The following is a 14,980-nucleotide window of genomic DNA, read 5'->3' as shown; positions in this document are numbered from 1 at the left end:
TCAGACTCATTCATCAACCAAAAACTGGTTACGACAGAAAGCCAGTTTATGCTATACTAAAGAAAACTGTTCGTTGACATTCAAATAGCCAACATATTACCAAATAAATAGAAAGAAGCATTCAAACTGAAGCCTTGCTATGGGTGAATAGTGCGATTACGGAGCCTCAAAAAATTTATCCGAGGTTTTAGAGCTATGCTGTTTTGAATGCTTCCAAAACTATTATTCAAAACAATCAATTGTTAAGTGTGTTTTAGAGCTATGCTGTTTTGAATGCTTCCAAAACTATTGATAAATCTGGAAGTTATTCATGGTGGTTTTAGAGCTATGCTGTTTTGAATGCTTCCAAAACATTACGGGTCATATCTAACATGTGCAATAAGTTTTAGAGCTATGCTGTTTTGAATGCTTCCAAAACAAGGTTCGACAACTGTTCACGCGAGCGATAGTTTTAGAGCTATGCTGTTTTGAATGCTTCCAAAACCAATGAACGCTTCTGTGTGACGATATTGTTGTTTTAGAGCTATGCTGTTTTGAATGCTTCCAAAACTTCACTTCTTTCAAACGGACTTTCTTTTTCGTTTTAGAGCTATGCTGTTTTGAATGCTTCCAAAACGTAGTAAATAGGTATAAAAAGTGTAAAAACGTTTTAGAGCTATGCTGTTTTGAATGCTTCCAAAACGTAGTTAACAGAGGTGATAAGTTGAGTGGTGTTTTAGAGCTATGCTGTTTTGAATGCTTCCAAAACTGGTACACTACAATTAGAAGTTGATGAAATGTTTTAGAGCTATGCTGTTTTGAATGACTGGCTAAATATATGATAAAAAAGGACCGCCCATTGAGAGCTGGTCCTTTTTTTGTTAAATTTTTTGATCAATTTCAGTGACAGTTATTTGTAGCACACGGCTTAAGAACGGAAACTTTTCCTTCATTTCATTAAAAATTGGTCCCTCTGTGATAAACTCAGCGGTTCCGTGCAAATGGAATCCTGCACCAGGTCCTACTGTACCAATGACTTCTTTGCTTCCAACGGTTAACATCACTTGATTATTTTTTTCGATATCTTGTTGAACACTGTGCATCCCAGCTGCAGGAATATATAATTTATCGCCACTGATTTGAACATAGCTATTCCAAGTGTTCACAGCATGAAAGCCCGGAGCATTTTCACTCGAAGAAATTATTGTTACTGCTCCCTCATGTCTCATTACCTCTAAAAATGTTTCATTCATCATTTTGCAGACCTCATTTCAATTATCGTAAATTTATTATAGCACCACTAAGTATTTCGTTCACTTTCTAGTAATAAAAAAATCAGACTTATAACTTAAAAATATATACTATAATTATGCGCGACGTGGTACGATAAAATAAGGTATGATTAATTAAATAGTCAATCATACTAAGTGTTTAGACACAAAAAACAACAACTTAGGAGGTCTCAGTATGGCATTATTTAATAATCTTGTACAAGGAGCTTTAGGAAATTACTCAGAAAAAACGCCAGAACAATTGACTCAAGAATATGGAGCATATCTTTTTGATAATGAAGAAATTACGATGGGCTATCAATTGGTTAGGGATGCGTTGATTTTTACCAATCATCGAGTGATTTTTGTTGATAAGCAAGGAGCAACTGGTAAGAAAACCGCCTTCCACTCGATACATCTTGATTCAATTGTCGAAGTCGATATGGAAACTGCTGGAACAGGATTAGATGACAGTGAGATTACAATTACTTATCTTAAAAATATTAATCAACGTTCAAACAACGAAGTGCATGCCGTACATAAATTTGAATTTCCTAAAAAGACGGATATCTTACCCTTATACCGCTATCTAGGAAATGTCAGTATGACAAATCGAACGCGAATCAACAAATAATTTTGAATTGTTTCGCCCACTTTCCCCTATCAAAAGGTGCAGTAAAGTGGGCTTTTTTTCGTTATTTATTGTAACTTTTGTTCAGACTCGCGCATGTGCCCTTCGTAGTTTTCGACTTTAAATAGCAAATAATCATGTGCTTCTTGCATTTTAGTTATTTTTTCTTGCATCAGCTCAGCTTGCTCCAGTAATAATGCTTTGCGAGCTGGGATCGTTGAATCATCGTTTTCATAAATCATCGCCACATATTCGCGTAAGCTTTCCACACCCATTCCTGCATTCCGCATCGTCTTTGCGAATTTCAACTGATTAATGCTTCTTTCTGAAAAATCACGTAGCCCGTTTTCTTGTCTTGGTACGGGCATAATGATTCCGATTCGTTCATAATAACGGATGGTATCATTCGATAGTCCTGTTAGATTGGCTGCTTCTTTGATATTCATGTTGTTTCCCTCCGGCAATTGATCATTTTGCAGCTACATTGATTAAAAATCAAAGTCTTTCCATAAACCATTTTACTCTTTCTGGATCATGATGGTCAAAAAATGCTGATTCTTTTTGATCTAATTGAGCAATCAACGCCAAATCCTCCGCTGATAATTCAAAATCAAAAATAGCAAAATTTTCTGCCATTCGTTCGGGATTCACAGATTTTGCCAAGGCGATGATTCCTCGCTGCATCAACCAGCGTAAAACAACCTGCCCAATTGTTTTGTTATACTTTCGACCAATTCCGGCTAACGTTTCATTAGTAAACAGCTCATGCCGTCCTTCCGCAAAAGGTGCCCATGCTTCCATTTGAACATCACACATTTTATGATAACTGACAGCTTCTTGTTGTTGGTTCCAAGGATTAACCTCAATTTGGTTGACTTGTGGTTGGGCTACTTCATTCATTTTGACAAATTCAATTAGCTTTGCCGAATCAAAGTTGGAGAGTCCAATTGATTTAACCAAACCTTTTTCTTGTGCAGCTGCCAAGGCACGCCATGCACCATAAATGTCGCCATAAGGTTGATGAATCAAGTACAAATCCAGATAGTCCAGATTCATATTGATGAGTGATTGTTGGATAGCTTGGGTTGCCTTTTCTTCTCCCATTTGTTGAATAAAAAGTTTTGTTGTGATAAAGAGTTCTTCTCGTTGAACAAGCCCTTCAGCAATTGCACGTTGGATTCCTTGACCAGTTTGAACCTCATTTCCATATGAAATAGCTGTATCGATTAAACGATACCCGATTTTGATTGCTTGATAGACCGCTTCAGCAGTGTCTGCTAGTGGGATTTGATAGACACCAAAACCTAATTGTGGCATTTTTTTTCCGTTGTTTAATAGTTTGCTATTCACTATTCTTCACTCCTTTTTTAAGATAATTCCATTCAATCATCTGGAGTGCACTCTAAGTCAAGAAAACATTTTGCTATTTCTTTATTATTAACCACAACATGTTCATCTACTTCGATTAATAAGTAAGTCATCAACTTCTTACTGATTAATGAAATTTATAAACACGAGACGAGTACTCTTTAACTCTAAAGTAAAAGGAGATGTGAGAATACTTGTCTTGCATCCCTTTTTCCAGATAAATGGGTTCAAGAGGTAACTTCTTCAAAATAAAAATAAATTTCACAAAAATTTGAGAAGCAGCTTCTGGAAATTTATTCTTATTTATTGGAGCTAGACACTTCTTTCACAGCCTTATTCACGGTGTTCCCAAAGCAATTTCTTCGACAATGACATTAAGTGGAAATCTCACAAAATTTGAAAAGCAATTTACAAAAATTTCTATTTACTAAAGCTAATAACCTCTGTCACAACGATTTTTTAAGCAAAAAACTCCACCCGATAAAATTTGGGTGGGAGTTTTACTTTGTAGTAGATGTTGTTATTTCCAACTGCTGAATTCATCAACAGTTAATCGAATTGAACGATAACCTTCCTCGACTGCCTTACCAATGGAAAGGATCATGACTGGAACATATCTTTCAGGATCTAATGAAAAAGTTTCAGCAAGCTGATCTTGGTAGAAAACGGTCATCGGATTTGTGTCATAACCATACGAACGAGCGATTAACATCAACTGCATAGCGAATAAGCTTGCATCTGTTTTGACCACTTCTCTAAGCACTTCTGTTGGTAATGAAGAGTAGCCTGCGCGAATAGTATTCACTTGTTGTTCACGTACTTCTAAAGGCATTAATTGTTTCTCAACAGCCTCATCGTAAATTCGCTCTACATTTTCATAAGCTAATAAATCGCCAAAAATCAATAGCATCGCTGATGAAGTTTCATTTTGCAATTTATTTCCCATCAATACGGGTTCAAGTGTGGCTTTTGCTTCATCCGACTCAACGACCACCACTCGCCATGGTTGAATATTGGCAGCTGACGGTGCGGTGCTAGCTAATTTTAGCATCTCTGTCATTTCAACCTTCGAGATTTTAACTTCAGGATCATATTTTCGGATTGATTTTCGTTCAGCGATAATTTTGTTAAAGTCATTTAAATGTTCTAATTTCATCTGATTTCTCTCCTTTTTTCTTGACATCCTATTGTTCAATCAATAAGATGTGTTTATCTTAAACTATGAACCTTTGTTTATAGCAAGCATAAAGGAGAAATTTTTTTGAAAACAAAAACTGTTTCAGAGCTGACAAAGATTCCTATTTCTACACTCCGTTTTTATGAACGACAACAGTTGATTCCTAAAAGATATATTTCACGAGATAATAATAATTACCGTGTATATGCGGAGGAGGTCGTTCCCTATTTAAAAAGATTAAGCATGCTAGCTTCTACTGGATTTACTATTTCTGATTTGCAAAACTTGACCAGTGACGCACAAAATTTGACAAAGGAAGAACGAATTACTTTTACAGAAGAAAAGATTCAGGAAATAACTGCCATGCAAAATGACTTAGAAAGTGCGAAGGAACTCTTGTCTAAAATGGTTGCAGAAAGTAAACAAAATGATTGCGTCCTCTAATTTTTTTAAAGAAGCGCGAGACAAAACACAAGAATGACTCGTGTTTTGCCCCGCGCTTCAATTTTTAATCCTCAATCAATTCAATTTTTCTTCAACTGCTCCGTTAAAAATCTTGTCAATTCTCCTTCATACGTAATCCACACCGCTTGCGTTCCACGAGAAATCGCTGTATAAAGCAATCGTTGATCTTGCTCTGTCTGATAATTTTTGTCGGAAACATCAAACAAGATGACATGGTCAAACTCTAATCCTTTTGCTAATTCAATTGGTAGAATTCGTACTTTTTTTGTCACATGCTCAGAAAGTTCTACTCGCAAACCATCTGCTTCTGCTAATGTTTTTGTCAGGATTGTATAAATTTTCTCAGAATCCAGTTGTTCAATCAGATGGATAAACACTGACAGTCGGTTATAAGGGAGCCACTGAATTGCTTCTCCGTCTGGACGAATAGGTGTAATTTGCATTTCTTCGGGATTTTCCAGTAATGATGCAAATAATTTCGTGATTGCGCCACTTGAACGATAACTTGTCGTTAATTGATAATAAACAACGGAGTCTCCTATCAGCTCACTGATTTCAGCAAAAGAAATCTGACTGTTAAAAATCCCTTGATTTTCGTCTCCCACCATTGTCAAATCAGCATGTGGCCAAAAATGACGTATCAATTGAAGCTGCGCAGGTGTATAATCTTGAATTTCATCAATCAAGATAACTTTGTAATCCAAAAGGTCAAGCTTTTCAACTAATGTATGCTGAATGAACAATTGGATTATTGCTTCATCGAGGGTCAAAATTTCTTGTAACAGATATTCTTCCCCTGTAAATGCTTGATACAATTGAACAATCAAGTTGGTACTATCCAACCAATCTAGCTCATTGATTTGCTCTGTTACTCTCCGATATTTTTTCCTCAATAAGATTTCGGCGTATTTTGCTAACGCTGTTTCTGATTGTTCCGTTAATAATTTACCAAAATATTCTCGTTGCTGTTTTTCCGTCAGTTCTAATAACTGATTTCTCAACTTTGCACTTTGGCTTTGTTGCAACAAGTGATGTTCCCACTGCTGAAGCATCTTTTCTTTAGTGCCTGCAATTCGTTCACGTAAGTCATAGTCTGTTGGTGTAGAGTTAAACAACTCAGCAATTTGTTCAGGTGTAAAGAAGACTTGTTTCTTCTGATTCACCTCGTTAAAGGTGACCTGTAGTGAACGAGTATTCTCTAAAATAAATGTGATAAATGCTTGACTTCGTAAGACGCGTTCTTGTCTGGTTGCCTCTTGTCGACTGATACGTTGAAAATAAGTTGTTTCATCTTCCACTTCAGCTTCTGAAAAGTCTCTTGCCAATTGTAAAATAGTTAAGGTCGGTGGATTTTCTTCTCCTAAACTAGGCAAGACATCTGCAATATAATGACCAAATGCTTGGTTAGGTGAAAAAATCAAGATATCTTTTGCAGAATACGTTTGTTGATTTTGATAAAGGAGATACGCAATCCGTTGCATGATTGTTGAAGTTTTACCACTGCCGGCTACCCCATTGACCAGTACATTTTTTGCTTCTTGATCACGAATAATTCGATTTTGCTCTTGTTGGATTGTCGCCGTAATATCTCGCATCGTGCTCGAAGTATTTTGCGCTAATACGTCAAGCAATACATCATCTTGAATGGTTGTCTTAGTATCGAAGTAATTGATTAGTTGGTCTGCTTTAGTAATTAACTGTCGGCGATTTTCAATTGCTACTTCAATTTCTCGGTTGTTCACTTGATAATGAGACTTCCCTAGCTCATTGTTATAAAATAGTTCAGCAATCGGTGAACGCCAGTCGTAGATTAAATCCGATCCTTTTTCAGTGGTAAAACCATTGATTCCAATATAAAAATCTTCATCTGGTTCTTCCTCCAAAAAATCCACGGAAATTTTACCAAAATACGGCGAAGCTAGTAATCGCTCAACCTTTTCTAAATTCTTTCTAGCGGAATCCAGTTGAATATTGTACTGGTCAATTTGCCGATTCAAGGCTTCAATATTGGCAAAGGTGTCTAAATTATCAGTGATATTGTCCATGTTTAAACGAATATCACCAGTCATTTCTTCAATGTGCTGTCGCCCATGCTGATCTTTTTGTTGAATCAACTGCAGCAATCGTTTTTTTTCTGCTTTCAACTCTTGATAAACTGACGTTAAATGCTGTTGTTCTTTTTTATCTACATTCTTCAAGAAAACACGCCCTTTGCCTATTTATTAAATTACTAAAAAATGATCCGTAAATGTTTTATCTACGGAATAGCAGTTTACAGCCACATCCAATCAAAAACAAGGCTACAATTACAATTTTTTTTGCGGTATAATAAAGATATAAGAGAAGAACGATTTTAGGACTTTAAGTGTGGACTACTTGTTGGTCTGCTTTTTTTGTAAGCTGTTATATTTTTTGAATTTTAATCGCTACATAAATCTTTATTTTATTAAAACACAAAATTTTTTAGTGTATAATTAAAAAAAGAAATAACAAGAACGATGCTTTTTGATAACTAAATATTCTAGTCCATTTTTTAGGAAAGAAAACGAATTATTCACTTTATTTAGCGCCCCTTTCTTCTCCTTTATGAGAAAATAAGAACCTTAGGAATGCAAATAATTCTGAATGCCTATTTAAAAGATTAGATAGTTATGTTCTTACTATGAAAAAGAAAATAAACACTGGAGGCATATTAAATGAAAACTTTTAGAATTATTATGGCAGCACTTTTTGGTATTTCGGGGTTTGCTCTTTTATTTGATGCAAGTAGCCCATTAAGTGAACGTCTTGGTGGTTTTGGGATTAGCCTTGTATTTGCTTACTTTATTCTGCCAAAATTTCTTCGATTAATGCTATTAGAGAAAGTAGGATTTGATCATTCAAGATTGAATCACCTAAATAAAATCAATCAAGAAATTGAGAACTCAACTGCTGAAAAAAAACATATAAAAAATGAACTTCAAGACTTAAACAAACAAAAAAAGAAAATAGTCCATGAGATGGATCGTGTACAGCGTAAGAGTTTTGAATATGAACTACAACAAATCGATCAACTAACTCAAGTTGAATTTGGTCGATATTGTGAGAAACTCTTAGAAAAAATCGGCTACAGTGACATTAATAATACTGTTAATTCAGACAATCAAGGACTGGATTTGCTTGCCACAATGGGAACAACATCCTATGGTTTTCAATGCAGAAAACACTCTAGTGTACTTGGAAACAGCGTGGTTCAACAAGCACTGGCGGGTAAAACATTTTACAAGCTTGATAAAGTTAGTGTAATTTCAAACAACTATTTTTCTGCAAGTGCAAAACAGCTTGCACTAGAGGGAAATGTTGAATTGTGGGATCGAGATACTTTAAAAGAGTATTTAAGAGATAAATATTCTGCTGAACGCAATTCTAAAAATGAAGCTGAAAACTTAGAAAGTCTCTCTCCTTCTACTGGGTTAGAAACAGCTTCTTCAGAGCCACTACCAAACGCGGTAGAAAATGATGAGTCTGATTGGTCTGACTTTTAATAGATTAAAAAATTAGCTTTAAAACTAAATTTGTTTGTAAAAAAAATCACTGTTTTTTCTCAGTGATTTTTTTTATATCTCATATACACCCTCTATCCACTTCAACCTTCATTTTTACTTTTAAACCGAAGGCAAAAATAAGGAAAACGATATAAACACTTCTTCGCAAATTTAGTTGATCTAGTTTATTTTTGCATTTGCTTATCTTGCAAAACTGTTAGCACCCTGTTAGCCCTATCTTGGATCACCCTTGGTATACTAGAACATATTTCTAGGAGAAAAAGGTGATAAGATGAAAAAAGTGATTGGCGTAATATTTTTAGCATTACTGGCATTCGGTGGATTTAAAGGGTATCAATATTATCAAGATACTTATGTTGGTGAAGTTGCCTATGCCCATGTGCCAAACGAAGTCCCGGCTAAAGTAAAACATAAAAGTGAAAGTGCTATTGGTGACAATAGTCCTTGGTTTTCTTACGACTACGACCTTACTTTTGTTAAAGAAGACGGCTCAACTGAAAAACGAGAGATTCAGATCTCTAATGACAATGCGGAACCATTGATTCCAAATTCATATGTCAAAGTAAAAATGAGTAAAAAGCGGATTATCGAAGGTCCCAATACAATTGATCAAAAAGACTTACCCGAGAAAGTAAATAATAAACTTGTTACTACTAACTAGTCCAATAAATCTTATAAAAAGAGAAGCTTGGAACAATCAGTCGATTGCTTCAAGCTTCTCTTTTTATTGCTTAAGTTATTCTTCATCCAAAATAGTAAATCCTAGAGTTTGGATATCTCGATTGAACATTTTGACGGTTTCCAACGAAAGTTCATTCAAGTCCATGTGATACATTGACAATTTAGAAAGGATCGCAGGCGTCACAGTAATAATATCAACACCTAACTGTTCTGCTTGCACGATGTTGTAAACTTCTCTTGAACTTGCCCAAAGTAATTTAGTTCCTTCTTTACGGCCACAAATTTTCAAAGATTTTTCCATCAATGGTAAGGGATCGATTCCTGTGTCAGCAACACGTCCAGCAAATACAGAAACGATGTTTTCAGTGCCATTCGCTAATGCACCAACTGTGGCTTCTACTTGTTCTAAAGTCATGATAGCTGTGATGTTAAGTTTCAATCCTTTTTCTGATAATCGCTGGATTAATTCAGTTGATGACTCACCTTTCGTATTCATGATTGGAATTTTGACGTAAACATTGTCGCCCAATGCAGCGAGTTTCAAAGCTTCTTTTTCCATCGTTGCAAAATCATCGGCAAAAACTTCAAAACTGATAGGTAATCCTTCGACTTTTTCCAATACTTCTTTTGCAAAAGCAACATAATTCGTAATTCCCGCCTGTTTCATCAAACTAGGGTTAGTTGTAAATCCCGAAACGATTCCAGCAGCTTTCATCTTCAACATCTCTTCAATCACTGCACCATCTGAATAAATATCAAGGTTAAAATTCATGTTAATCAAGCTCCATTTCTTCATTATTAATCGCTGTTTTAGATGGTCGAATAATACTTGGGGCAATCAAAGCGACTAGAACTGCCACAATGATGACATAGATTCCCGTTTGTCCAAATTGACCACCAACTTTTCCTAATAAAATACCAATCCATCCAAAGTCAAAATCACCAAAGGTTGCATTTGAAAATCCTAGCTGACCTAAAACTGGTAATAAAAGTGCTGGTAAAAAGGCTAAGAATAAGCCATTGACGAATGAGCCAACCACTGCACCGCGTCGTCCCCCAGTTGCATTACCGTAAACACCGGCAGTTGCACCACAGAAAAAGTGAGGAACCAATCCAGGGATAATCAATACACCACCAAAAGCGCCAAGGATAAACATACCAATCAAGCCACCAACGAAACTTGAAATAAACCCAATGATAACTGCTGTTTGTGCATATGGGAAAAATACCGCACAGTCAACAGCTGGCACAGCATTTGGAATGACTTTATCAGCAATTCCCTGAAACGCAGGTAATAAATCAGCAAGAATCATACGGACACCCGAATAAACAATTGTAACGCCTACTGCGAATTTCAATCCACAAAGAATCGCGAATAAATAGGGTGATTTTCCGTCTGATAAAGTCGAAACAAATTCAGGTCCTGCCGCAATAGCGGAAATCAAGTAAAAAATCACCATCGTTAATGCAGTAGAAATTGTCGTATTTCGTAAGAACCCAAATTTTTCTGGCACTTGAATATCTTCTGTCGACTTTGAACCTTTTCCAACGATGCTCCCAATAAAAGCGGATAAGTAATAACCAATCGAGCCAAAGTGTCCCATAGCGATTTCATCACCATCAGTGACACGAAGCGTATATTTTTGACCAATTGCTGGAGAAATTGCGCTCCATGCACCTAAGAAAAAGCCGCCGACTAAAATCAAAGAGGTTCCAGAAAAGCCAACTGCACCTAATACTGCCGATAATAAACACGCCATAAAGAATGAATGATGACCAGTTAAAAAGACATATTTATAACGGGTAAAGCGTGCGACTAACAAATTGACAATCAGTCCAACGATTAAGATCGACATTGTTTCAACACCAAGAATTTTTTGTGCGACAGAAGTTACAGCTTCATTATTTGGCACTACTCCTGTAATGTGAAATCCTTTTTCAATCATCTGAGAAAGTGGATCAAGGTTTCCACTAATAACGTCTGCACCTGCGGCTAACATCAAGTAACCAAGAATTGGTCCCAATGTTCCGGTTAAGATTTTGTGTCCAGGTGCTTTCATTGCAACCAAGCCAACCAAAGCAACTAACCCCATCAAAATTGCTGGTTCACTAAACATATCCTTGAGAAATTCCAAAAATTCCATTATGAATCCTCCTGTTTTATTGAATCTATTTAATCCTCTCATATGGCCATATAAGATAAATGATTACCCTTTACTTAATTCTTCCAATACTGGTAAAATGTCTTCCGAAATTTTTTTCTTGTCTGCGTAGCTTCTAACGACAGCGACTTTTTTGTTTGCAGGAAACTGTTTGGCAAATTCATCGACTGTTACAAACAGATCGGGTTCTTCTCCCAACGCTGCATTAAAATCACTGGATTTCGCATCAACTTCAAACCCATTCTTTTTCGCAATCTGATTGATTTTCATTGCCAATAAATTACTACTACCAATTCCATTCCCACACACTGTAATAATTTTGATCATTATAATTCCTCCTCTTCTTTGATAAACTTTTCTGCTAGTTTAATAAATGCTGTTTTTGTCGATGTTTCTAATAATGCATCGACTTTTTCCTCTTCATCAATTAGTGCGGAAATTTTTTGAAGCATTGCCAGATGAGCCTCATTATTATCCGTTGCTAGACAAATAATTAAGTACACATCTTTTACATCACCAAAAGAAATCGGCTCAACTAATTTCAAAATACTAAATCCTGTTCCTAATGCTCCTGCTTCTGGTCGGGCGTGAGGCATTGCAACTCGTGGTACTAATACCATGTACGTGCCCATTTCTCGAACGTTTTTGATCATTGCCTGAATATACTTTTCTTCAATGATTCGTTCTCGTAGTAAAGGTTCTGCGGCTAACTTCACTGCCTCTTCCCAGTTAGCAACCTTTGATTTGAATGCTAGATGATTTTCACATAAATAGTGCTGTTCGATTTCTTTCACTCGATTACCTCCTCGCTATCCATACTATAAATGAAATCGCATACATTCGATACCACTTCTCTTTCCTTTTCAAAGTGGAAAGAGCTGAATTTTTTAGTTCAATGACTTCCGTTATTAAATGGAAATCATTTGACCACCTTCAAACGAATCCATCATGCCTTGGAACTGTAAGCCTTTTCTTTCTTTTGGATTTCTTATTAAAATCTGCCAATTGTAATTCAGCTCATTCCTATATATGATAACAATTAAGGGGGGAGCTAATTATGTTTGCGTATAAAAGATTAAACCAGCTGTTTCAACGTCTCTATACCGAAAAAAATTGTTCCAGTGAGCAGCTGGCTTCGGACTTTTCAGTTTCTAAACGAACAATCAGAAATGATTTGAAGGAGTTAAATGATTTTCTAGCGAAATACGATGCCACAGTCGTGCTCAAAAGAGGTATTGGATACGAAATGTTACACAAAGAAAATGTTCAAGAACTATTTACCGAGCTGCATTCACAATCAACCACCCCATCCCATCAACTAGAAACTTCTGAAGATCGAATCAAGCAATTATTACTTCTGTTCTTATTTTCAGAGAAAGAAATATCACTAGATGAACTGTGCAATCAATTGTATGTCGGGCGAACGACAATCTTAGGTTATATTCGCCAGCTTCGCTTATTACTTGCTTCTTATGAGATCAAAATCACTTCAAAAGTAAACATTGGGTATAAAATCGTTGGGGAAGAATCAGCTATCCGGCAGGTAATCTCAGATCAATTAATTGAAAAAAATTTTGAGAGCTATATCTCGCAGTTTTCTCGTAATGAGTATGAACTGTTTCACGAAATCAACTTAGTCGAACTATCACAGTTAGTAACAGATTACTTTCCACCTAATCTGTATAAAATTTCTGACTATCATCGAAAAAATTTTGTTATTCACCTAGCCATTGCTATCCTTAGAGTGAAAAATCAGCATCATCTTGAATCTGTTTCGAGTTTTTTTATTATTGATGAAAAGATTCAGTCTTCAATCAGAGAACTTTTGGCAGCTATCGAAAAAAAGAATCAAATCAGCTTTGACCTTCAAGACGAAATCTGGTTACAGAACCATCTCTTTTTAGATTTACAACAGCCGCAACATTCCAGTAGCCAAACAACTAAGATCTACCAATTCATTGATCAGATGTTGATGGAACTTAATGAAATGATTGGTGAAGACCTGCAACAAGATGAGATTTTACGAAAAGATCTCTTTATCCATTTTTCTAGTTACCTGACATTAAAGGAAATTATGAAAAATAAAAAAAACCCCCTATTATCGGAGATCAAAAAGAATTTTTCGTATGCCTTTGAATTAGCTGTTTTGGCAACAAACAATAGTAAGTGGCTAAGCACCTTTGAGTTCACCGAAGATGACATTGGTTACCTAGCTTTACACATTGCGGCAGCGATTGAGCGAAAAAAAGCACACACAGCAGATAAAAAACGAATTTTGGTTGTCTGTGGTCAAGGCGTTTCGACAAGTCGGTTGATTGAAGCGATGCTCAAGAAGCGTTTTTCTGATCAATTAGAAATCATCGATACTATTTCCTATGCAACTTATCAAACAAAAAAGTTAACAAACGTTGATTTTCTTATCTCAACAGTTCCTCTCGAAGATAAACAGATTCCTGTTATCCAAATCGACTTTTTAGATATTAAACAAGGGATGGGCAAAATTGAAAAACTTTTAGCTGCTGAAGAAGAAAAACGTCATTTTTTGAGCTTGTTTGATCCAGCCCTATTCGTTGTCAACAATCAGCAACTTACACGGGACGAATTAATCCAGTCAATCGGAACTATTTTACAAGAACAAGACATTGTCGCTGAAGATTTTATTGAAAAAGTGATTGATCGAGAAGAAATTGCACCAACAAATATCACTGAGTTAATCGCAATCCCTCATGCTATTGATGCCTCCATCCAGAAAACAAAAATTTTTGTTTACATCTCAAAAGAACCGATTTTTTGGCGTCCGAATGCAACCGTAAAAATCATCTTTTTACTTGCCGTTGCTGAAGATGACAAAGACAAACTCCAAGCTTTTTTTGAGTATTTATCTGATCTTGTAGAAGACCGAAAACTACAACAAAAAATAGCTGATACGCAAAATTTTGAAATGTTTCTAGGTACTATCCGTTAAGAAAAAGAGCGCTGTTTCATGAATGAATCCCCTCAAACAAAGGTCTAAGGGTTTCCTGAAACGGCACTCTTTTTATATGCAAGTCATCGTTCGTTATTCGAGTAAATTATCTTTATGTGCTAAAAAATTGGCTTAATTTTGAGCCACAGTTCCTTCTACTTGGATAATCCATTTTTGATTATCCTCTCCATTTTTAGGGAATGTGATCAATTGATGTTCTTTACCTAAATTCAAACCTGGTGCATCCATTACGTCACCATTATAGAGGTTTTCTAAGTAATAAACATCGCCATTCATATGTACGTCATCCTCAACTAATCGCCAAAATCTTCGTTCATTAGGGTATTCAGGCTCTACGCCGATAACTTCATTTCCTTTCTCGTCTTCCATAGAAGAAGCATTTAAATATAAGGGATTTTTGAATTGCTCATCTCCATCAATTATGATTCGATCTTGTCGACATCTAATTGTGTAAGCATCTTCTTGCTCGTTATAAGACATGAGCCATTTTTGACTATCAATTCCTTGATTCAAATGGGTAGAGATTTCAAATGTTTCTGTATCGTAGTCAACAACCCACCAAGGATCTAATAAACTCTGGATTGTAACGATTTTATCGTCGTATTTCGCTCCAGCATCATTTGCACTCGCCGCCACTGTTTGATTACCGCTTACAATTCCAAACACCATAACTAAGAAAAGACCTAGTCCAAACTTAATTTCTTTTTTCAATGCA

The 14,980-nt window shown here is 36.0% G+C and carries 15 protein-coding genes and 1 CRISPR repeat array; of the genes, 5 read left to right on the top strand and 10 right to left on the bottom strand.

Annotated features, from left to right (window positions below; genetic code table 11):
- Positions 1-184: 184 nt before the first annotated feature.
- Positions 185-814: direct repeats of the CRISPR family, unit length 36 nt; unit sequence GTTTTAGAGCTATGCTGTTTTGAATGCTTCCAAAAC.
- Positions 815-860: 46 nt separating this feature from the next.
- Positions 861-1,232: a pyridoxamine 5'-phosphate oxidase family protein gene (locus tag IGJ66_RS06105; RefSeq protein WP_218658259.1), complete on the bottom strand. Its 372-nt coding sequence runs from the start codon at positions 1,230-1,232 to the stop codon at positions 861-863.
- 214 nt (positions 1,233-1,446) lie between these two features.
- Here IGJ66_RS06105 and IGJ66_RS06100 point away from each other — a divergent pair, with 214 nt between their 5' ends.
- The gene (locus IGJ66_RS06100; protein WP_067481922.1) at positions 1,447-1,884 is read left to right on the top strand and encodes a PH domain-containing protein; all 438 of its coding nucleotides are present in this window, start codon (positions 1,447-1,449) and stop codon (positions 1,882-1,884) included.
- A gap of 65 nt (positions 1,885-1,949) precedes the next feature.
- Here IGJ66_RS06100 and IGJ66_RS06095 read toward each other — a convergent pair whose 3' ends face one another.
- From IGJ66_RS06095 to IGJ66_RS06085, 3 genes are all read right to left on the bottom strand, one after another.
- A complete protein-coding gene (locus tag IGJ66_RS06095) occupies positions 1,950-2,327 on the bottom strand; it encodes a MerR family transcriptional regulator (RefSeq protein ID WP_075491510.1) in 378 nt (125 codons plus the stop codon).
- Positions 2,328-2,376: 49 nt separating this feature from the next.
- Positions 2,377-3,198 (bottom strand): aldo/keto reductase, encoded by an 822-nt coding sequence (locus IGJ66_RS06090; protein WP_376021665.1) that lies wholly within the window; start codon positions 3,196-3,198, stop codon positions 2,377-2,379.
- A gap of 571 nt (positions 3,199-3,769) precedes the next feature.
- Positions 3,770-4,405 carry a nitroreductase family protein gene (locus IGJ66_RS06085; protein ID WP_430617000.1) on the bottom strand — a complete coding sequence of 212 codons (636 nt, stop codon included), beginning with the start codon at positions 4,403-4,405 and terminating at the stop codon, positions 3,770-3,772.
- A 105-nt stretch (positions 4,406-4,510) separates the two neighbouring features.
- Between IGJ66_RS06085 and IGJ66_RS06080 the strand changes: the two genes are divergently transcribed.
- Positions 4,511-4,870, top strand: coding sequence for a MerR family transcriptional regulator (locus tag IGJ66_RS06080; RefSeq protein WP_071868333.1), 360 nt, complete (start codon positions 4,511-4,513; stop codon positions 4,868-4,870).
- An 80-nt stretch (positions 4,871-4,950) separates the two neighbouring features.
- On the opposite strand, the gene IGJ66_RS06075 is transcribed toward IGJ66_RS06080, so the two are convergent.
- Entirely contained in the window at positions 4,951-7,089 is a 2,139-nt protein-coding gene (locus tag IGJ66_RS06075; protein WP_430616999.1) for a HelD family protein, read from the bottom strand.
- Positions 7,090-7,587: 498 nt separating this feature from the next.
- Between IGJ66_RS06075 and IGJ66_RS06070 the strand changes: the two genes are divergently transcribed.
- Both IGJ66_RS06070 and IGJ66_RS06065 read left to right on the top strand, forming a co-directional pair.
- On the top strand, positions 7,588-8,415 hold the full coding sequence (locus IGJ66_RS06070; RefSeq protein ID WP_071868331.1) for a restriction endonuclease: 828 nt from the start codon (positions 7,588-7,590) through the stop codon (positions 8,413-8,415).
- A 292-nt stretch (positions 8,416-8,707) separates the two neighbouring features.
- Complete coding sequence (locus tag IGJ66_RS06065) at positions 8,708-9,097, top strand: YxeA family protein (protein ID WP_067481912.1); 390 nt, start codon at positions 8,708-8,710, stop codon at positions 9,095-9,097.
- Between the two features lie 75 nt (positions 9,098-9,172).
- On the opposite strand, the gene IGJ66_RS06060 is transcribed toward IGJ66_RS06065, so the two are convergent.
- The 4 genes from IGJ66_RS06060 to IGJ66_RS06045 all read right to left on the bottom strand — a co-directional run bounded on the left by IGJ66_RS06060 (position 9,173) and on the right by IGJ66_RS06045 (position 12,073).
- A complete protein-coding gene (locus tag IGJ66_RS06060; protein ID WP_067481910.1) occupies positions 9,173-9,889 on the bottom strand; it encodes a transaldolase in 717 nt (238 codons plus the stop codon).
- Between the two features lies 1 nt (position 9,890).
- Positions 9,891-11,261 carry a PTS ascorbate transporter subunit IIC gene (locus tag IGJ66_RS06055; protein ID WP_067481908.1) on the bottom strand — a complete coding sequence of 457 codons (1,371 nt, stop codon included), beginning with the start codon at positions 11,259-11,261 and terminating at the stop codon, positions 9,891-9,893.
- A 63-nt stretch (positions 11,262-11,324) separates the two neighbouring features.
- Positions 11,325-11,606: a PTS sugar transporter subunit IIB gene (locus IGJ66_RS06050; protein WP_067481906.1), complete on the bottom strand. Its 282-nt coding sequence runs from the start codon at positions 11,604-11,606 to the stop codon at positions 11,325-11,327.
- Positions 11,606-12,073 (bottom strand): PTS sugar transporter subunit IIA, encoded by a 468-nt coding sequence (locus tag IGJ66_RS06045; protein ID WP_082294042.1) that lies wholly within the window; start codon positions 12,071-12,073, stop codon positions 11,606-11,608. Before IGJ66_RS06045 ends, IGJ66_RS06050 begins: the two co-directional genes overlap by 1 nt.
- A 263-nt stretch (positions 12,074-12,336) precedes the next feature.
- Between IGJ66_RS06045 and IGJ66_RS06040 the strand changes: the two genes are divergently transcribed.
- The gene (locus tag IGJ66_RS06040) at positions 12,337-14,244 is read left to right on the top strand and encodes a BglG family transcription antiterminator (RefSeq protein ID WP_075491507.1); all 1,908 of its coding nucleotides are present in this window, start codon (positions 12,337-12,339) and stop codon (positions 14,242-14,244) included.
- Between the two features lie 132 nt (positions 14,245-14,376).
- Here the strand turns inward: IGJ66_RS06040 and IGJ66_RS06035 are convergent, their stop codons facing one another.
- Positions 14,377-14,976: a hypothetical protein gene (locus tag IGJ66_RS06035; RefSeq protein ID WP_430616998.1), complete on the bottom strand. Its 600-nt coding sequence runs from the start codon at positions 14,974-14,976 to the stop codon at positions 14,377-14,379.
- Positions 14,977-14,980: the final 4 nt, after the last annotated feature.

It is taken from the genome of Enterococcus sp. DIV0176 (assembly GCF_050528535.1).
Taxonomy (GTDB): Bacteria; Bacillota; Bacilli; order Lactobacillales; family Enterococcaceae; genus Enterococcus_B; species Enterococcus_B thailandicus.
Note: the sequence above shows the minus strand (reverse complement) of the source record. Positions and strands in the feature narration are given on the sequence as shown.

Bases quoted from the DNA above. Each gene is read 5' to 3' on its own strand.
- IGJ66_RS06105 (WP_218658259.1), bottom strand. From the start codon at position 1,232: ATGAATGAAACATTTTTAGAGGTAATGAGACATGAGGGAGCAGTAACA.
- IGJ66_RS06100 (WP_067481922.1), top strand. From the start codon at position 1,447: ATGGCATTATTTAATAATCTTGTACAAGGAGCTTTAGGAAATTACTCA.
- IGJ66_RS06095 (WP_075491510.1), bottom strand. From the start codon at position 2,327: ATGAATATCAAAGAAGCAGCCAATCTAACAGGACTATCGAATGATACC.
- IGJ66_RS06090 (WP_376021665.1), bottom strand. From the start codon at position 3,198: ATGCCACAATTAGGTTTTGGTGTCTATCAAATCCCACTAGCAGACACT.
- IGJ66_RS06085 (WP_430617000.1), bottom strand. From the start codon at position 4,405: ATGAAATTAGAACATTTAAATGACTTTAACAAAATTATCGCTGAACGA.
- IGJ66_RS06070 (WP_071868331.1), top strand. From the start codon at position 7,588: ATGAAAACTTTTAGAATTATTATGGCAGCACTTTTTGGTATTTCGGGG.
- IGJ66_RS06065 (WP_067481912.1), top strand. From the start codon at position 8,708: ATGAAAAAAGTGATTGGCGTAATATTTTTAGCATTACTGGCATTCGGT.
- IGJ66_RS06060 (WP_067481910.1), bottom strand. From the start codon at position 9,889: ATGAATTTTAACCTTGATATTTATTCAGATGGTGCAGTGATTGAAGAG.
- IGJ66_RS06055 (WP_067481908.1), bottom strand. From the start codon at position 11,261: ATGGAATTTTTGGAATTTCTCAAGGATATGTTTAGTGAACCAGCAATT.
- IGJ66_RS06050 (WP_067481906.1), bottom strand. From the start codon at position 11,606: ATGATCAAAATTATTACAGTGTGTGGGAATGGAATTGGTAGTAGTAAT.
- IGJ66_RS06040 (WP_075491507.1), top strand. From the start codon at position 12,337: ATGTTTGCGTATAAAAGATTAAACCAGCTGTTTCAACGTCTCTATACC.